Origin of the sequence: Ottowia massiliensis (genome assembly GCF_900240305.1) — a bacterium.
GTDB lineage: Bacteria > Pseudomonadota > Gammaproteobacteria > Burkholderiales > Burkholderiaceae_C > Ottowia > Ottowia massiliensis.
On record NZ_LT964854.1, the window covers coordinates 1801073 to 1818411 of the forward strand.

The 17339-nt window shown below is 66.4% G+C and carries 15 protein-coding genes; 3 read left to right on the forward strand and 12 right to left on the reverse strand.

What is annotated here, in order from left to right; genetic code table 11:
• Positions 1-497 precede the first annotated feature (497 nt).
• From C1720_RS08055 to C1720_RS14265, 3 genes are all read left to right on the forward strand, one after another.
• Positions 498-1949 (forward strand): NAD-dependent succinate-semialdehyde dehydrogenase, encoded by a 1452-nt coding sequence (locus tag C1720_RS08055; RefSeq protein WP_102283845.1) that lies wholly within the window; start codon positions 498-500, stop codon positions 1947-1949.
• A 48-nt stretch (positions 1950-1997) separates the two neighbouring features.
• On the forward strand, positions 1998-2513 hold the full coding sequence (locus tag C1720_RS08060; protein ID WP_102283846.1) for a Fur family transcriptional regulator: 516 nt from the start codon (positions 1998-2000) through the stop codon (positions 2511-2513).
• Positions 2514-3366: 853 nt separating this feature from the next.
• A complete protein-coding gene (locus C1720_RS14265; protein ID WP_369406079.1) occupies positions 3367-5793 on the forward strand; it encodes an ATP-binding cassette domain-containing protein in 2427 nt (808 codons plus the stop codon).
• 530 nt (positions 5794-6323) lie between these two features.
• On the opposite strand, the gene dnaQ is transcribed toward C1720_RS14265, so the two are convergent.
• The 12 genes from dnaQ to C1720_RS08125 all read right to left on the reverse strand — a co-directional run bounded on the left by dnaQ (position 6324) and on the right by C1720_RS08125 (position 17308).
• Positions 6324-7067, reverse strand: coding sequence for a DNA polymerase III subunit epsilon (gene dnaQ / locus C1720_RS08070; RefSeq protein WP_102283847.1), 744 nt, complete (start codon positions 7065-7067; stop codon positions 6324-6326).
• On the reverse strand, positions 7067-7405 hold the full coding sequence (gene fdx / locus C1720_RS08075) for an ISC system 2Fe-2S type ferredoxin (RefSeq protein ID WP_050714821.1): 339 nt from the start codon (positions 7403-7405) through the stop codon (positions 7067-7069). Before fdx ends, dnaQ begins: the two co-directional genes overlap by 1 nt.
• A 21-nt stretch (positions 7406-7426) precedes the next feature.
• On the reverse strand, positions 7427-9295 hold the full coding sequence (hscA, locus tag C1720_RS08080; RefSeq protein WP_102283848.1) for a Fe-S protein assembly chaperone HscA: 1869 nt from the start codon (positions 9293-9295) through the stop codon (positions 7427-7429).
• Between the two features lie 65 nt (positions 9296-9360).
• Entirely contained in the window at positions 9361-9879 is a 519-nt protein-coding gene (gene hscB / locus C1720_RS08085) for a Fe-S protein assembly co-chaperone HscB (protein WP_102283849.1), read from the reverse strand.
• Between the two features lie 264 nt (positions 9880-10143).
• Positions 10144-10467 carry an iron-sulfur cluster assembly protein IscA gene (gene iscA / locus C1720_RS08090; protein ID WP_102283850.1) on the reverse strand — a complete coding sequence of 108 codons (324 nt, stop codon included), beginning with the start codon at positions 10465-10467 and terminating at the stop codon, positions 10144-10146.
• A 60-nt stretch (positions 10468-10527) separates the two neighbouring features.
• Positions 10528-10923, reverse strand: a complete 396-nt coding sequence (gene iscU, locus C1720_RS08095; RefSeq protein WP_050714817.1) for a Fe-S cluster assembly scaffold IscU — start codon at positions 10921-10923, stop codon at positions 10528-10530.
• Positions 10924-10989: 66 nt separating this feature from the next.
• Positions 10990-12213, reverse strand: a complete 1224-nt coding sequence (locus tag C1720_RS08100; RefSeq protein WP_102283851.1) for an IscS subfamily cysteine desulfurase — start codon at positions 12211-12213, stop codon at positions 10990-10992.
• Positions 12214-12327: 114 nt separating this feature from the next.
• Positions 12328-12861, reverse strand: a complete 534-nt coding sequence (locus tag C1720_RS08105; RefSeq protein WP_050714815.1) for a Fe-S cluster assembly transcription factor — start codon at positions 12859-12861, stop codon at positions 12328-12330.
• Positions 12862-13169: 308 nt separating this feature from the next.
• Entirely contained in the window at positions 13170-13844 is a 675-nt protein-coding gene (locus tag C1720_RS08110) for a ProQ/FINO family protein (protein ID WP_102283852.1), read from the reverse strand.
• A gap of 52 nt (positions 13845-13896) precedes the next feature.
• A complete protein-coding gene (hemA, locus tag C1720_RS08115) occupies positions 13897-15171 on the reverse strand; it encodes a glutamyl-tRNA reductase (protein ID WP_102283853.1) in 1275 nt (424 codons plus the stop codon).
• 220 nt (positions 15172-15391) lie between these two features.
• Positions 15392-16177, reverse strand: coding sequence for a glycerophosphodiester phosphodiesterase (ugpQ, locus tag C1720_RS08120; RefSeq protein WP_102283854.1), 786 nt, complete (start codon positions 16175-16177; stop codon positions 15392-15394).
• A 120-nt stretch (positions 16178-16297) separates the two neighbouring features.
• Positions 16298-17308, reverse strand: coding sequence for a sn-glycerol-3-phosphate import ATP-binding protein UgpC (locus tag C1720_RS08125; RefSeq protein ID WP_102284585.1), 1011 nt, complete (start codon positions 17306-17308; stop codon positions 16298-16300).
• Positions 17309-17339 lie beyond the last annotated feature (31 nt).

Consider the following 17339-nt stretch of genomic DNA (forward strand, 5'->3'; position numbering starts at 1 on the left):
TCTTCCATTCATTTCCCCCTTTCAATTGAACAATTGAAACGCAGCGGCCCGGCGCGCCGCCATTCAACCCCGCCAGCCCCGGCGGGGTTGAATTTTTTTGGCCGCCGCCTGATGGGCGGCCCCGAAAACCTGCCGAAACGGCCCGGCTCATCCGGGGCAAAAACCGCATGGAAATGCCGCATGGAAATGCCCCATCACCATGCAGGCATTCGGAAACGTTTCAGGCCCCGGGCGCGGCGCATGGAGCTTCTTGCTTGATCCCTCTCTGTTTTGCTCTTTTTCAGGAGCAAATTCAAGGCCCCGAAAAGGCCCTTTCTCGCAAGGTTCAACGGGCTTTGCTGCTATTGAAGAAGTAGCGAAATCCGGCGGGCTTCAGGCCGTGCCCGGGCGGCTGGCGCGGCGCGTGAAACGGGCCAGGCCCGGCGGAGCGGATTTCTACAATCCGGGCCATTCCTGCCTCTTGCCCTGTCCCTTGCCTTCTCTGGACGAAAACCGCCATGCCCCTTGCCCAGCTTCAAGACCCGGCCCTGCTGAAAACCGATGCTTTTATCAACGGCCAGTGGCGCTCTGGCGAGGGCCGCTTTGCGGTCACGGACCCGGCCACGGGGCGGCATTTGGCCGACGTGGCGGATGTGTCGGCCGGGCAAGTGCGCGAGGCCATTGCCGCCGCCGAAGCGGCCTGGCCCGCCTGGCGCGCGCTCACGGGCAAAGCGCGGCACGCGGCGCTGCTGCGCTGGTTTGAGCTGCTCATGCAGCACCAGCAAGACCTGGCCCGCATCATGACCGCCGAGCAGGGCAAGCCGCTGGCCGAGGCGCTGGGCGAGGTGGCCTACGGCGCCAGCTTCGTGCAGTGGTTTGCCGAGCAGGCCCGGCGCGCCAGCGGCGAAATGCCCGCCGCGCCCGCGCCCGGCCAGCGCCTGCTGGTCATGCGCCAGCCCATAGGCGTGTGCGCGGCCATCACGCCCTGGAACTTTCCGCTGGCCATGATCACGCGCAAGGTGGCCCCGGCGCTGGCGGCGGGCTGCCCCGTGGTCATCAAGCCCGCGCAGCTCACGCCGCTGACGGCCCTGGCCGCCGCAGAGCTGGCCGCGCGCGCGGGCCTGCCCGCTGGCGTGCTCAACGTCATCACCGGCACGCAAACGGCGGCCTACAGCCAGGCGCTGTGCGAAAGCGAGGCGGTGCGCCATGTGAGCTTTACCGGCAGCACGCAAGTGGGCCGCGTGCTCATGGCGCAGTGCGCGCCCACGGTGAAAAAGCTGGCGCTGGAGCTGGGCGGCAACGCGCCCTTCATTGTTTTTGACGATGCCGATGTGCCCGCCGCCGTGCAGGGCGCTTTTGCCAGCAAGTTCCGCAACGCGGGCCAAACCTGCGTGTGCGCCAACCGCTTTTACGTGCAGGCGGGTGTGTATGACGAATTCGTCAGCCGCCTGGCCGAGCGCGCGCGCGCGGCCAAGGTGGGCAACGGCTTTGAGCCGGGCGTGGAAATCGGCCCGCTCATCAATCAAGCCGCGCTGCAAAAAGTGCAGCAGCACGTGGACGACGCGCTGGCCAAAGGCGGCCGCCTGGCCGCAGGCGGCCACGCGCTGCACGGGCGGTTTTTCGAGCCAACCGTCATCGCCCACGCCCGCGCCGACATGCTTTGCGCGCGCGAGGAAACCTTTGGCCCGCTGGCGCCCGTGTTCCGCTTTGAAACCGAGGCCGAGGCCATCGCCGCCGCCAACGCCACGGAATTTGGCCTGGCCAGCTACTTCTACAGCCGCGACGTGGCGCGCGTGTTCCGCGTCAGCGAAGCGCTGGAATGCGGCATGGTGGGCGTGAACACGGGGCTGATCTCCAACGAAGCGGCCCCTTTTGGCGGCGTCAAGCAATCGGGCCTGGGCCGCGAAGGCTCCGCGCACGGCCTGGACGAATACCTTGAAATGAAATACGTGTGCCTGGGCGGCCTGTAGCCGCAGCCCCCAGGCCTGCGCCCCTTCAGAAAACCACTCTTTTCCCACATGAGCCGCAGCCCCGCCCCACGCCCCGCCCGCCGCCGCGCCATCGCGCTCAACCCCGCGCAGAAAAGCCAGCTGGCCGCCGCCCAGGCGCGCTGCGCCGCGCAAGGCAGCCAGCTCACGCCCGTGCGCACGGAAGTGCTCTCGCTGCTGATCCGCCGGGGCGGCGCCGCCAAGGCGTATGACCTGCTCACCGACATGCAGGCCCGCCAGCCGGGCGTGGCGCCCATGACGGTCTATCGCGCGCTGGACTTTCTGGTGGAGCAGGGCCTGGCGCACAAAGTGGCCGCCAACAGCACTTTTGTTTTGTGCCAGCACGAAGGCCCGCACGCCCCGCACGCGCGCATCGTCATGCTGGTGTGCGCCCAATGCGGCGGCACCACCGAGTGCAGCGACCCGCGCGTGGCCCAGGCGCTGGACGAAGCCCTGCACGACACCGGCTTTGCCGCGCAAAGCGTGGAAGTCAAGGGCCTGTGCGCCGCCTGCCGCGCGAAAAGCGGCGCCCAGCCGCCCGCCTGACGCAACCGGCCCGGCGCGGCCGTCCGGTTCATCCGGCAAGCGCTTCAGAAGCGCCCCGCGCGCGAACGCCCAGGGAGCAAGGCGGCGCCAGAAGCGGAATCAGCCGGTTTTTAGCTCCTTCATTCATAGCATGATGTCATAGTGGAATCTGCGCAGAGCGCCATTTCAGCCCCTTGGATTCGCTCCTGTTTCTGATGCAGCCCGGCAGCCCGGGCAAGCCCTGCGGCAGCCGTCAGCCGCACCGGCTCACGAACTGGCCGCAAGCGCGGGGTTCACGGCCAGCGCGAAAGCCGCGCATCAGCACGCAAAAACAGGAGCGAATTCAGGGGCCATCAAAAAGGCTTCTGCGCTTTCTGCACCAGGACATCGCGCTATCTTTTCGGAAGCGGAAAACAAGGCGGCTTCGCTCATGCACCACGGCGGGAAATTTCCGGCTGCGGCATGGGTTTTTCCCGCGCGGGCGTTGGGTCTGGGTGAGAATGGCTCTGTTTTGGAGCCGGTTCAGCGTCTGGCCGTGACAGGCTGCGGACCGGGGCAGGCCGCAAGGCGCGGACAGGTTTTGTGCGGTGTGGCTCGCCGGAGATAGGCAAGCCCCGCGAGCGCCCAAGGTTGCACTTGCGCGCCTGCGGAACGGACTTTGAGCTGGCTCTTGCGGCGGCATCGGCCCGTGGCCGGCCGCCGCCTGCTGCTGGAAGGAGACATGCAAGCAATGGAACCAAACCGCGCGCCCACCTCTGCGCCTTCATCTGCGCCTCTATCTGCGCCTTCAGCCCCGCCCGCCGCCGCGCGGGCGGCTGCGCCCAATTCCTCATCCGCTCCCCCGCCTGCCGCGCCGGACAACCCCTGGCGCATCATGGATCCGGTGCGCGGCCGCATCCGCTTTGCGATGGGGCTGGCTTGCGCCTCGGCGGCGCTGTCGGTGCTGTCGCTGGCGCTGCTGGCGCAGGTGCTGCATGCGCTGCTGGCCGCGCCGGGGCAGTGGCCCTGGCCGCCCATGCTGGCGCTGCTGGGCAGCACGGTGGCGGCCTATGTGCTGCGGCAGGCGGCGTTCAACCAGTCGCACTACGCCGCCTTCCGGCTGGAAGTGCTGCTGCGCTCGCAACTGGCCGCGCATGTGGCCCGTCTGCCGCTGGGGCGCGTGCAGGCGCTGGGCGCGGGGCCGCTGGCCAAGGTGATGTTTGACGACGTGAAGGCGCTGCATGTGTTCGTGGCCGATTCCACGCCGCTGTACGCGCGCGCCTACGCCGCGCCGCTCATCACGCTGGCGGCGCTGCTGTGGCTGGACTGGCGGCTGGCGCTGGCCGCGCTGGCCGTGCCCGCGCTGGGCTTTGCCGTCATGGGCCTGCTCATGCGCAAAAGCAGCGAGCTGAACATGAACGAGCGCTACAACGCCGCGCGCGAGCAGGTGGCCGCCAGCATTGTTGAATTCGTGCAGGCCATGCCCGTGGTGCGCACGTTTGACAGCGGCAGCGCCAGCTTCGGGCGCTACCAGGCCGCGCTGGCGGCGTATCTGGCCGTGCTCAAGGAGTGGTACGCGCGGCTGGGCTTTTCGGCGCGCTTTTCCATGACGGTGCTCTCGGCCCTGCCCACGCTGGCGGCGCTGCTGTGGCTGGGCGGCTGGTGGCTGGCGGCCGGCAAGCTGGCTTTCAGCGTGTGGGTGGCCGCGCTGCTCATTGGCGCGGGCATGGCCGAGGCCATGATGCCCTTCATGGTGCTCTACCACCTGATCGATGCCGCCAAGCTCAGCATCCACCGCATCCAGCAAGTGCTCAGCGAGCCGCCCCTGCCCGAGCCACCCGCGCCTGGCGAGCAGCCGCAAGACGCCAGCGTGGCCTTTGAAAACGTCAGCTTCAGCTACGGCGCAAGCGAGGGCGATGCGGGCAGCACGGGCGGTGAAGGCAAGGACGCCGCCCCCGCCCTGCAAGGCGTCAGCTTCACTGCCCCGGCAGGCAGCGTCACGGCGCTGGTCGGCCCCTCCGGCGCGGGCAAAAGCACCGTCGCGCGGCTCATTCCGCGCTTTTGGGACGCATCGCAAGGCTGCGTGCGCGTGGGCGGGGCCGACGTGCGCCGCATCGCCAGCGACACCCTCATGCAGCAAGTGGCCTTCGTCTTTCAGGACACCTTCCTCTTTGCCGACACCATTGCCAACAACATCCGCCTGGGCTGCCCCGAAGCGACGCAGCAAGACGTGGAAAACGCCGCCCGCGCCGCACAAGCGCACGAATTCATCAGCGAACTGCCCCAGGGCTACGACACGCTGGCTGGCGAGCGCGGCGTGTTCCTCTCGGGCGGGCAGCGCCAGCGCATCACCATTGCCCGCGCCATCTTGCAAAACCGGCCCATCCTGGTGCTGGACGAAGCCACGGCCTTTGCCGACCCCGAAAACGAAGCCGCGCTGGTGGCCGCCCTCTCAGAGCTGATGAAAGGCAAAACCGTGCTGCTGGTGGCGCACCGGCTCTCCACCGTGGAAGATGCCGNACCCCTGCTGGCCGTGCCGCCGCTGCCCCAGCTTTCGCCCGGGCAAACGCCGTTGCGCTTTGACATCGCCTTTGAAGGCATTGACTTTGCCTACGCCAGCGGCGGCCCCAAGGTGCTTTCCGGCTTTAGCGCCACGCTGCCCGCGCACAGCATGACCGCCTTCGTCGGCCCCTCGGGCGGGGGCAAAACCACCGTCACCCGCCTGCTCATGCGCCACGCCGACGCGCAAGCGGGCAGCGTGCGCATTGGCGGCGTGGACGTGCGCCACATTGCGCCCGAAACGCTCAACCGCCTGATCTCCGTCGTCTTTCAGGACGTTTACCTGTTTGACGACACCGTGCTGGCCAACATCCGCATGGCCCGCCCCGAAGCCACCGACGAAGAAGTCAGGCAGGCCGCCCGCGCCGCCCAGTGCCTGGACTTCATCGAACGCCTGCCGCAAGGCTGGCACACGCGCATCGGCGAAGCGGGCGGGCGCTTGTCGGGCGGCGAGCGCCAGCGCATCAGCATCGCACGCGCCCTGCTCAAAAACGCGCCCATCGTCGTGCTGGATGAGCCGACGGCGGCGCTGGACACCGAAAGCGAATGCGCCGTGCAGCGCGCCATTGAAACCCTGGTGCAGGAGCGCACCGTCATCGTCATCGCGCACCGCCTGTCCACCATCGTGGGCGCACGGCAAATCATCGTGATCGACCAGGGCCGCGCACTGGAAGCGGGCACGCACGAAGAGCTGCTGCAAAAAAACGGCCGCTACGCCGCCCTGTGGCGCGCCCAGCAGCAAGCCAAGCAGTGGCGGGCATAGCCCTCTGGGCGGCCTCNCATCGTGATCGACCAGGGCCGCGCACTGGAAGCGGGCACGCACGAAGAGCTGCTGCAAAAAAACGGCCGCTACGCCGCCCTGTGGCGCGCCCAGCAGCAAGCCAAGCAGTGGCGGGCATAGCCCTCTGGGCGGCCTCAATTCGCTCCTGTATCCATAGCATGAGGTCTTAGAGGAATGTGCGCAAAGCAGGTTTAAAGCCCGCCTGAATTTGCTCCTGTTTTTGATAAAAAACGCGCCACGGCAATCCAGCCTGCCCGGCAGGCGTGCAGGGCTTTCTGGCTGGCGAAGTGCACGGCTTGAACGGGCAAGGCCCGCTGATTGGGTGCGGCGGCGGCGCACTCCAGCGCCAGCTGCCTTGCGCCGGTGCTCCGGAAAATTTCGCTTTCCGCAGGCTTTCACCCCCACGCCCGAGCGGGCACACGGATTGGGGGCAACGGCACGTGACCGCCGGGCAAACAAGGCCCGGGAGACCTTGGACAGACGCCGAGAGGGCAGAAAGCGCCCTGCCGGGTTCAGGCGGCGGCTTCGGGGCTGGCGATGTAGCCGCCCTGGCGCCAGAGGGTTTGGCCGCCGCTGGCTTTGTCGATGCCGGCGAGCATGTTGGCGTGGGCGGCGCGTTCGCTTTCGGTGGCGGCGATGACGGGCAGTTCGATGGCGGAGAGGTCTTCGCCGTCCAGCTCCAGGGTTTGGGCGGCGGCGCTTTCGTGGGCGTCGTCGGCCTGCATGAGCAGGGTTTCCTGGCCGCGCGTGAGGTTGATGTAGACGCTGGCGAGCAGTTCGGCGTCAAGCAGGGCGCCGTGCAGGGTGCGGCTGGAGCGGTCCACGTCGAGGCGGTCGCACAGGGCGTCGAGGCTGTTGCGCTTGCCGGGGTAGATCTGCTTGGCCAGAGCGAGGGTGTCGGTGATGTCGCCGGTGTGTTCGGACAAGGGCGGCAGGCCCAGGCGTTCGAGTTCCTTGTTGAGAAAGCCGACGTCAAAGGGCGCGTTGTGGATGATGATTTCCGCGCCTTGCACGTAGTCGAGGAACTGGCGGGCGATTTCGGCAAATTTGGGTTTGTCGCTCAAAAAGGCGGTGCTCAGGCCGTGCACGCGTTCGGCGTCGGGGTGGCTGTCGCGCTCGGGGTTGATGTACAGGTGCAGGTTGTGGCCGGTGAGTTTGCGGTCGATGAGTTCGACGCAGCCGATTTCCACGATGCGGTCGCCGCCGGCGGCGTCCAGCCCGGTGGTTTCAGTGTCCAGAACGATTTGACGGGCCATCAGTGGTTTTCGCGGGCGTGGTTGATGGAGTAGCGCGGGATTTCGACGGTGAGGTCTTCCTGCCCGACGATGGCCTGGCATGACAGGCGCGATTGCGGGGTGAGGCCCCAGGCGCGGTCGAGCAGGTCTTCTTCGGTGTCGTCGGGTTCGTTGAGGCTGTCCAGCCCTTTGCGCACGATGCAGTGGCAGGTGGTGCAGGCGGCGCTCATTTCGCAGGCGTGTTCGATTTCCACGCCGTGGTCCAGCAGTTCTTCGCAGATGGATTTGCCGGGGGTGGCGTCAAATTCGGTGCCGTTGGGCGCGAGTTCGGGGTGGGGCAGGACGGTGATTTTGGGCATCGTGGGCTTGGTGTGTTTGTGTCAGATGGAGTCAAGCGATTGGCCCGCCAGCGCTTTCTGGATGCCCGCGTTCATGCGGGCGGCGGCAAAGGCTTCGGTGCCCTGGGAGAGGGCGTGGGCGGCGGCGTCGATGGCGGCGGCGTCTTCGCTGTTGGCGGCGATGGCGCGCAGCGAGAGGATGAGGGCGTCGATGTCGGCGCGCTCCTGGGGCCCCAGCAGGTGGCCGTCGGCTTGCAGGGCGCTTTCGGTGGCGAGGATGAGGCGGTCGGCTTCCAGCCGGGCTTCGGCCAGGGCGCGGGCCTGTTTGTCGGCCTGGGCGGTGGCGAAGCTGTCTTGCAGCATGCGGGCAATTTGCTCGTCAGAAAGGCCGTAGCTGGGCTTGACGTTGATTTGCGCCTGCACGCCGCTGGTTTGCTCGCGCGCGCTGACGGTGAGCAGCCCGTCGGCATCCACGGTGAAGGTGACGCGGATGCGGGCCGCGCCCGCGCTCATGGGCGGTATGCCGCGCAGCTCGAAGCGGGCCAGGCTGCGGCAGTCTTGCACCAGGTCGCGCTCGCCTTGCACCACGTGCAGGGCCAGGGCTGTCTGGCCGTCTTTGTAGGTGGTGAAGTCTTGCGCCATGGCCGTGGGAATGGTCTGGTTGCGCGGGACGATGCGCTCGACCAGCCCGCCCATCGTTTCGATGCCCAGCGAGAGGGGGATGACGTCGAGCAGCAGCAAGTCTTGCCCGCCTTCGGCGCTGTGGTTGCCCACGAGCTGGTTGGCCTGCACGGCCGCGCCCAGGGCCACAACTTCGTCGGGGTTGAGGTTGGTGAGCGGCTCGCGGCCAAACAGGGCGGCCACGGCCTGGCGCACTTGCGGCATGCGCGTGGAGCCGCCGACCATGACGATGCCTTGCACGTCTTGCGGGGCCAGGTGCGCGTCGGCCAGCGCGCGGCGCACGGCGGCCAGGCTGAGGGCGGTGAGATCGGCGGTGGCGGCTTCAAAGTCGCTGCGGCGCACGGTGACTTCTGCCTTGGCATGGGCGGTGGCGAGCTTGATGGAGACGCTGTCTGCGCCAGAGAGTTTTTCTTTCACGGCGCGGGCGGCGTGCAGCACTTGCGCCTTGTCGGCGGGGCCGTCCAGCGTCAGGCCGGTTTGCGCGAGGATCCAATCGGCCAGGGCGCGGTCGTAGTCGTCGCCGCCCAGGGCCGAATCGCCGCCGGTGGCGATGACTTCAAACACGCCCTGCGCCAGACGCAATATGGAGATGTCGAATGTGCCGCCGCCCAGGTCATAGACGGCGTAGATGCCTTCGGCGGCGTTGTCCAGCCCGTAGGCGATGGCGGCGGCCGTGGGTTCGTTGATGAGGCGCAGCACGTGCAGGCCTGCCAGCTGGGCGGCGTCTTTGGTGGCCTGGCGCTGGGCGTCGTCAAAGTAGGCGGGCACGGTGATGACGGCGCCGTCCAGCGCGCCGCCGAGCGTGTCTTCCGCGCGCTGGCGCAAGGTGGCAAGGATTTCGGCGCTGACTTCCACGGGCGATTTGTCGCCTTGCGCCGTGGCCACGGCCACCATGCCGGGCTGCTGCTTAAGGGCGTAGGGCAGTTTGTCCTGGTGGTCAATGTCGGCCAGGCCCCGGCCCATGAGGCGCTTGGCGGAGGCCACGGTGTTGGCCGCATCCAGCACCGCGCCTTCTTGCGCGGCCCAGCCAATGCGGCGCCCGCCTTGCGCGGGGTAGTGCACCACGGAGGGCAGCAGCACGCGGCCTTGCGCGTCGGGCAGGCATTCCGGCACGCCGTGGCGCACGGCGGCCACGAGGGAGTGGGTGGTGCCCAGATCAATGCCCACGGCCAGGCGGCGCTGGTGGGGGTTGGGCGATTGGCCGGGTTCCGAAATTTGCATCAAAGCCATGGGGTGGACGTGGGAGAAGGAGGATGGAAGAAATGGGGAACGGGCCGGCAAAAGCGGGCGGGCGTTCAGGCCGAGAGGGCTTCGCGCTTGCGGGCCAAATCAAGGTTGAAGCGGTCAAAGAACATGAGCGCGCGCACGGACTGCACGGCGGCGGGCCAGTCCTGCTGCTGGTCAATCTGGCGGGCCAGATCGGCCAGGATGCCCTGGCGCATCTGCGCGGCCTGCTGTTCCACGCTTTGCAGGCTGGCCAGGCTGCCGGCATCGTCGATTTGCTCGCGCAGCTCCATTTGCAGCATCAAGAAGGCGGGCGGCATGGCCGTGTTGTCTTCGGCGCGGATGGGCGCGCCGTGCAGCTCGCACAGGTAGGCGGCGCGCCGGTGCGGGTCTTTCAGGCGGCGGTAGGCCTCATTGACGCGGGCTGACCACTGCGCCGCCACGCGCTGGGCGGCTGCGCCCTGGGCGGCAAAGCGGTCGGGGTGAACTTGCCGCTGCAACTCTTTCCAGCGATCTTCCAGCGCGGCGGCGTTTTGCTCAAAGCGCGCGGGCAGGCCAAACAGTTCAAAGTCGGTGGATTGCAGGTCCATGAAAAGCTCGACAAACAAGGCTTGACAAAGGACAACGGCCCGGATGCGGGCCGCTGCCAGAAGAAAGAGGCGTGAGAAGCGAGCGGGAAAGCAGAAGACAGAACAGGTGCGCGGCGCCCGCACAGCCCGGATGTCTCAAAAATGATAGCTGCCCGCGCTGATTCCACTAGGACAAACGGCCGATTTGCCCCTGAAATCCGGCCTTGTATCCGGCCCCGGAGCCGGAAGCCGCAAACAGGGCGCGCAGGCCGCGCCTTGCCTTCTTCACACCCGGAAGCTTTCGCCGCAGCCGCAGCGGTCGCGTTCGTTGGGGTTCTTGAAGCGAAAGCCTTCGTTCAGCCCTTCGCGCACGTAGTCCAGCTCGGTGCCGTCCATGTAGGCCAGGCTTTTCGGATCGATCATGAGCTTGATGCCGTGGGCTTCGAACAAGGTGTCGCCGGGGGCGATTTCATCCACGTATTCAAGCTTGTAGGCCATGCCTGAGCAGCCCGTGGTTTTCACGCCCAGGCGCACGCCCACGCCCTTGCCGCGCCGGGCGAGGTAGCGCGCCACGTGCTGCGCGGCGGCTTCGGTGATGGTGATGGACATGAGTGTTTCCTTTTGGTGCCGGTCAATAACGAACCGCTTAACGAACCGCTGCCGGGCGGCTTACTGCGCTGCCGCAGCCTGTTTTTGGCGATAGTCGTTCACGGCGGCCTTGATGGCGTCTTCAGCCAGGATGGAGCAGTGAATCTTCACGGGCGGCAGGGCAAGCTCTTCGGCGATCTGGCTGTTTTTGAGCGCGGCGGCTTCGTCCAGCGTTTTGCCCTTGACCCATTCGGTCACGAGCGAGGAGGAGGCGATGGCCGAGCCGCAACCGTAGGTTTTGAAGCGCGCGTCTTCAATCACGCCGGTGGCGGGATTGACCTTGATTTGCAGCTTCATCACGTCGCCGCAGGCGGGCGCGCCCACCATGCCGGTGCCCACGCTGGCGTCGCCTTTGTCGAAGCTGCCAACGTTGCGGGGGTTTTCGTAGTGGTCGATGACCTTGTCGCTGTATGCCATGTTTGTGGCTCCTGAAAAAAATGTGGGATGAAAAAAGCGGGCGTTTTCAGAACCCCGGACAGGTTCTCAGTGCGCGGCCCACTGCACGCTTTGCAGATCAATGCCTTCCTTGTGCATTTCCCACAGCGGGGAAAGCTCGCGCAGCTTGGCCACGTTTTCACGGATGGCCTCGATGGCGTAGTCCACCTCGGCCTCGGTGGTGAAGCGTCCGACGGTCAGGCGCAGCGAAGAGTGCGCCAGCTCGTCACTGCGGCCCAGAGCGCGCAGCACGTAGCTGGGCTCCAGCGTGGCGGAGGTGCAGGCCGAGCCGCTGGAGACGGCCACGCCCTTGATGCCCATCATGAGCGACTCGCCTTCCACGTAGTTGAAGCTGATGTTCAGGTTCTGCGGCACGCGGTGCTCCAGGCTGCCATTGACGAAAGATTCGTCGATGCTGGTCAGCCCGTCCAGCAGGCGTTTTTGCAGGCGCGCGGCGTGCTCGTTGTCTTTTTGCATTTCAGCCTTGGCGATGCGGTAGGCCTCGCCCATGCCCACGATCTGGTGCGTGGGCAGCGTGCCCGAGCGCAGGCCGCGCTCATGACCGCCGCCGTGCATTTGCGCTTCCAGTCGCACGCGGGGCTTGCGGCGCACATAGAGCGCGCCGATGCCTTTGGGGCCATAGGTTTTGTGCGCGGTCAGGCTCATCAGGTCGATGGGGAGCTTTTTCACGTCGATTTCCACGCGGCCCGTGGCCTGCGCGGCATCCACATGCAGCAGCACGCCGTGCTCGCGGCAGATGGCGCCAATGGCGGCGATGTCCTGAATCACGCCGATTTCGTTGTTCACGAACAGGATGCTGGCCAGGATGGTGTCGGGCCGGATGGCGGCCTTGAAGGCTTCCAGGTCGAGCAGGCCGTCGGGTTTGACGTCCATGTAGGTCACTTCAAAGCCCTGGCGCTCCAGCTCGCGCATGGTGTCCAGCGTGGCCTTGTGCTCGGTTTTCAGGGTGATGAGGTGCTTGCCCTTGCTCTGGTAGAAGTGCGCCGCGCCTTTGAGGGCGAGGTTGGTGGACTCGGTGGCGCCGGAAGTCCAGATGATTTCGCGCGGATCGGCGCCAATGAGGTCGGCCACATGGCCGCGCGCCTTTTCAATGGCGGCCTCGGCTTCCCAGCCCCAGGCGTGGCTGCGGCTGGCGGCGTTGCCAAAGTGTTCGTAGAGCCAGGGCACCATGGCGTCCACCACGCGCGGGTCGCAAGGCGTGGTGGCGCCGTAGTCAAGGTAAATGGGGTTTTTCTGTGGGGTGTTGCTCATGGTGTTTCTGGCTTGTCGTTCGGAATGGAAATCAATGTCTCGATGATCGCGGGTTTGCCTGACATTGTGGGCGTTATGGATTTGGCTTTTGCCAATGATGCTGATTGACGCACTCTATTTGGCGGCCGCTCCGCCCAGTGCAAAGACGGAATTGGGTGCTGTCACGCGGATGGGTTTGACAACCGGCATGGCGGAAATGGGCCGCTTGACGGCCTGCCGGTCATCAATGGCAATGCCGTTGGCATGCTGGTCTTCCACCAGCTTTTGCAAGGTGACGGAAGCCAGAAATTCAAGCACATGGGCGTTCAGCGCCGTCCACAAATCGTGCGTCATGCACTGCGTGCCATTGGCGCCGCAGTTGGCCTTGCCGCCGCAGTGGGTGGCGTCGATGGGTTCGTCCACGGAGGTGATGATGTCGGCCACCGTGATGTCCACCGCCTTGCGTCCCAGCGAATAGCCGCCGCCGGGGCCGCGCGTGGACTCGACCAGGTAATTGCGGCGCAGCTTGCCAAAGAGCTGCTCCAGGTAAGAGAGCGAAATGCCCTGGCGCTGGCTGATGGCGGCAAGCGTGACGGGGCCGGTGTCCTGGCGCAACGCCAGATCAATCATGGCGGTAACGGCAAAGCGTCCTTTGGTGGTCAGGCGCATGGTGTTTTCCTTGAAGAGGCGGGGGAAGAGATCGTGGGTGACTCATTCCCGAGTAATTTCCTCAAGTATATCTCATTCCTGACTGAAATGAAGGGGCAATTGCCGCGCGGGCCACGTCATCCGGTGTATTCACATAGGCGCTCCTTCCGGGCGGGCTGGAGAGCGTGGTTTGCCCCGCTCGTTTGCAGGTAAATTGGCATCAAAAAAATGAGCGAATTGATGGCAATGAAACTGGCGCTTGCGCCCGTTCCACTAGGACGTTTTGCTATTGAACAAGGAGCGAATTCGAGGCCCGCTCCGGCACTCCGTCACACCCTGCTGCGCTGCTGGCGGGCGCGCGCCAGGGCGCGGGCGGCTTCGCGCGGGTGCAGGCCATACATCTGCGCAAAGTCTGTTTCGCTTTGGGCGCTGGCTTCAAAAGCGCGCAGCAGCGCTTCGTCTTTGGCCATTTGCGCGGCGGCTTCTTCCAGCGCGGCTTGCAGCATGGCGTTGGCCTGTTCGTTTTTCTTGCTGTGCATGGCTTGCGCGTAGTCGTCGCGCGTGAGGCCGCTGGCCTGCCACGCCTGCGCGATGCGGCGGCGCAGCTTGGGGCCCAGGTCTTCGGCGCTGCGCTGCTGGCGGCGGCGGAACACTTCCAGCAGCGCCTGGTAAATGTGTTCGGGCGCGGGCGCTTCCACGGCCTGGCCTTGCAGGTCGCGGCGCGGCAGCCCTTGCGCCACGGCGCTGAGGTAGCGGGTGGAACGGGTGTGGATGGCCAGCGCCTGCCCCAGCTCTTCGGCTTTCAGTTCGGCGGCGTGCAGCGCCAGCAGGTCGTCGTAGATGCCGCGCTTGAGCGGCTGGGGCGTTTGGCCGAACAGTCCGGGGTGCCACTGGGCCAGCTGGGCCAGCAGCGGATGGGTGCGGCGCGCGGCGGTTTTGCCGCCGGTCTGCGCTGTTTGGCTTGTCTGGCTTGTTGGGCCGGTGGCAGGTGTTTCGTTGGTCATGGCTTGAAAAACAGAAAACGCCCAAGGCGGGCGTTGCGGAGTGAAGGGCGGCTCAGGCTTGCCGCGAGCGCAAAAAGATGCGCGAGAGGGTGTGGCTGGTTTGGTCGCGGTGCTCGCCGTTGGCGCTGTGCAGTTCGGCCAGGGCGCCGTGCAGCATTTTTTGCGTCAGCCCGCGCGAGAGGGCTTCGAGCACGGCGTCTATGTCTTCGCCTTTGGCTAGCCGCTTGCGGGCGCGGGCCAGTTCGGCGGCGCGCCAGGCGTCGGCTTGCGCGTTGATTTTCTGGATGAGGGGCACCACGCCGCTTGTTGGGCTGCGCTGGTCCAGCCAGTGAACGAAGCTGCGCACGCCCGCGTCAATGATGGCCTCGGCCTGCGCCACGGCGGCCTGGCGGCTGGCGTGGGCGGTTTGCACGACCTGGGCCAAATCGTCCACGGTGTAGAGGTAAACGTCATCGAGCTGCCGCACTTCCGGCTCGATGTCGCGCGGCACGGCCAGATCGACCATGAACAGCGGGCGGTGGCGGCGTTTTTTCAGCGCCCGCTCCACGGCGCCCAGGCCAATGATGGGCAGCTGGCTGGCGGTGCAGCTGACCACGGCGTCAAATTCATGCAGGCGCTCGGGCAGCTCGGCCAGGCGCAGCCCTTCGGCGCCAAAGCGCGCGGCCAGTTTTTCGCCGCGCTCCAGCGTGCGGTTGGCAATGGCCAGGCTTTTGGGGCTGTGCGCGGCAAAGTGCGTGGCGCAAAGCTCGATCATTTCGCCCGCGCCCACGAACAGCACGCGGATTTGCGCCAGGTCTTCAAAGAGCTGCCCGGCCAGGCGCACGGCGGCGGCGGCCATGCTGATGCTGTGCGCGCCGATTTCGGTGCTGCTGCGCACTTGCTTGGCGACGGCAAAGCTGCGCTGGAAAAGCTGGTTGAGCGTGACGCCCAGCGCGCCTGCGCTGTCGGCGGCGCGCACGGCGTTTTTCATCTGGCCCAGAATTTGCGCTTCGCCCAGCACCATGCTGTCCAGCCCGCTGGCTACGCGAAAGGCGTGCCGCGCGGCCTGGTCGTCTTGCAGCACGTAGGCGTGCTGGCGCAGGGCGTCGGCGGGCACGTCGCCCGCGCTGGCCAGCCAGGAGAGGGTGCGGTCGATTTGCGGCGCGTCGCTGGCGCAATAGACCTCGGTGCGGTTGCAGGTGGAGAGAATGGCGGCTTCGGGCTGGCGCGCGTGGAACTGGCGCAGCGCGTCCAGCGTGGGCGCCAGGCGGTCCACGGCAAAAGCAAACCGCCCGCGCAAATCCAGCGGGGCGGTGTGGTGGTTCAGTCCCAAAGCCCAGACAGCCATAAGGCTGCGGATTATAGAAATCGGGCCTTTTTCACGTGGCGCTGGTCCCGGCAGCCAGGGGCCGGCTTGAAGCGCATCAAAAACGGTCTGGCCGGGGGCGGCGGCTGGATGCGGGCTACGCCGCCGCAAAGCATCAAAAAGAAGAGCGAATTCAAGGCACCGCAAAAGCCGTTTGCCGCAATGAATACGGGGACCTCATGCTATCGAACAAGGAGCGCCATCAGAAAGAGGCGCCGCCTTGCGCCGCACCGGGTTGCGCATCTGCCAGCGCCTGGCCGCGCGCCGGGCAGAACAGGTCCACGGCATCGCTCACGATGCCATCCGTGCCCAGGCTGATGAGGCGGCGGGCCTCAGCCTCGTCATTGACGGTGTAGCTCAGGCAGCGCAGGCCGAGCGCCTTGGCTTCGGCCACCAGCGCGGGCGTCCAGAGCTGGTGATTGCACACCAGCGCCACGCATTGCAGCGCCTGCGCGGTGGCCTGCCAGCCGGGCGGCAGCGTGTCCAGCAGCAGGCCGCGCGGCAGGCGGGGCGCGGCGCGCTGGGCTGCCTGCAAGGCCGGCACGCTGAAAGACGTGAGCAGCGGCGGCACGGGCGCGTCAGCCCAGAGGGCGGCAGCGCGGGCGGCCACGGTCTGGCCGGTGATTTCGTCCTGCCCCGGCGTGGGCTTGATTTCCAGATCAAGCAAAACGCCATTGGCCAGACACCAGCGCGCCACGTTTTCCAGCGTGGGCAGCGGCTCGCCTGCGTACTGGCGCGAGTGCCAGCCGCCGGCATCAAGCTGCGCCAGCTGGCCCCAGGGCCGCTCGCCTGCCGCGCCGTGGCCGCTGGTCGTGCGCTCCAGCGTGGCGTCATGCATCAGGAAAGGCACGCCGTCTTGCGACAGCTTCACGTCGCACTCGGCCATGCGCCAGCCGTGCGCCGCGCCCAGCCGGAAGGCGGCCAGGGTGTTTTCCGGCGCCAGCTTGCCTGCGCCGCGATGGGCAATCCAGAAAGGGTAGGGCCACATGGAAGAACTCAAAAGGATGTCGCTTCAAAAAAGAGAGCGCCCCGCGCTGATTCCACGGGGACTTGCGGGCAATTCGGGCCTGAAGCTGGAGCGGCTCGCAAAGAGCCGCCCAAAGCGCCCTCACTCCTGCACGCGCTTGCCCGTGGCTGCATCAAACCAGTGCAGCCGGTCTTCCAGCGGCGCCAGGCGGATGGCGTCGCCCACGGCGGGCGGCGCGTCGGTTTCATTCATGCGCAGAATCGTCCACTCGCCGCCCAGATGGCCATAGATCAGGCGCTCGGCGCCCAGCATTTCCACGGTTTCCACCCTCATTTCCCAGCCATCGGGATGCAGGCGCAGGTGCTCCGGGCGGATGCCGAGAATGCGGCCCTCCGGAATGCCCTCTGCACTCTTGAGCAGATTCATGGGCGGCGATCCGATGAAGCTGGCCACGAAGGTGCTGGCCGGATGGTGATACACCTCTTCGGGCGTGCCGAACTGCTCCATGCGGCCCGCGTTCATCACGATCATGCGTTGCGCCAGCGTCATGGCTTCCACCTGGTCATGGGTGACGAACAGGCTGGTGATGCCCAGCTCGCGGTGCAGTTTTTCGATTTCCAGCCGCGTTTGCGCGCGCAGCTTGGCATCCAGGTTCGACAGCGGCTCGTCAAACAGAAACACCTTGGGCTGGCGCACGATGGCGCGGCCCATGGCCACGCGCTGGCGCTGCCCGCCCGAGAGCTGGCGCGGCGTGCGCTCCAGCAAGTGCCCCAGCTCCAAAATAGCGGCGGCCTTGTCCACGCGGGCGCGAATTTCCTCTTTGGGCACCTTGGCAATTTTCAGGCCGTAAGCCATGTTTTCAAAAACGCTCATGTGCGGATACAGCGCGTAATTTTGAAAAACCATCGCAATATCCCGCTGCGCCGGCTCCAGTTGATTGACGACGCGCCCGCCAATTGAAATCGTGCCCTCGCTGATTTCTTCCAGCCCCGCCACCATGCGCAGCAGCGTGGATTTGCCGCAGCCGGAAGGGCCGACGATGACGATGAATTCGCCATCGGCAATATCGGCATTCACGCCATGAATCACCTGATTGGCCTTGGGGCCTGCGCCATAGCGCTTGATGACGTTTTTGAATTCGATGGATGCCATTTTCTGTTTTGCTTCGGGGCAGAGGTGTGGG

Coding starts and splice junctions, on each gene's coding strand:
- iscU (WP_050714817.1), bottom strand. CDS start 10,923: ATGGCATACAGCGACAAGGTCATCGACCACTACGAAAACCCCCGCAAC.
- C1720_RS08110 (WP_102283852.1), bottom strand. CDS start 13,844: ATGACCAACGAAACACCTGCCACCGGCCCAACAAGCCAGACAAGCCAA.
- C1720_RS08125 (WP_102284585.1), bottom strand. CDS start 17,308: ATGGCATCCATCGAATTCAAAAACGTCATCAAGCGCTATGGCGCAGGC.
- hscB (WP_102283849.1), bottom strand. CDS start 9,879: ATGGACCTGCAATCCACCGACTTTGAACTGTTTGGCCTGCCCGCGCGC.
- hemA (WP_102283853.1), bottom strand. CDS start 15,171: ATGGCTGTCTGGGCTTTGGGACTGAACCACCACACCGCCCCGCTGGAT.
- hscA (WP_102283848.1), bottom strand. CDS start 9,295: ATGGCTTTGATGCAAATTTCGGAACCCGGCCAATCGCCCAACCCCCAC.
- fdx (WP_050714821.1), bottom strand. CDS start 7,405: ATGCCCAAAATCACCGTCCTGCCCCACCCCGAACTCGCGCCCAACGGC.
- C1720_RS08100 (WP_102283851.1), bottom strand. CDS start 12,213: ATGAGCAACACCCCACAGAAAAACCCCATTTACCTTGACTACGGCGCC.
- C1720_RS08055 (WP_102283845.1), top strand. CDS start 498: ATGCCCCTTGCCCAGCTTCAAGACCCGGCCCTGCTGAAAACCGATGCT.
- C1720_RS08105 (WP_050714815.1), bottom strand. CDS start 12,861: ATGCGCCTGACCACCAAAGGACGCTTTGCCGTTACCGCCATGATTGAT.
- C1720_RS08060 (WP_102283846.1), top strand. CDS start 1,998: ATGAGCCGCAGCCCCGCCCCACGCCCCGCCCGCCGCCGCGCCATCGCG.
- iscA (WP_102283850.1), bottom strand. CDS start 10,467: ATGTCCATCACCATCACCGAAGCCGCCGCGCAGCACGTGGCGCGCTAC.
- ugpQ (WP_102283854.1), bottom strand. CDS start 16,177: ATGTGGCCCTACCCTTTCTGGATTGCCCATCGCGGCGCAGGCAAGCTG.
- dnaQ (WP_102283847.1), bottom strand. CDS start 7,067: ATGGCCCGTCAAATCGTTCTGGACACTGAAACCACCGGGCTGGACGCC.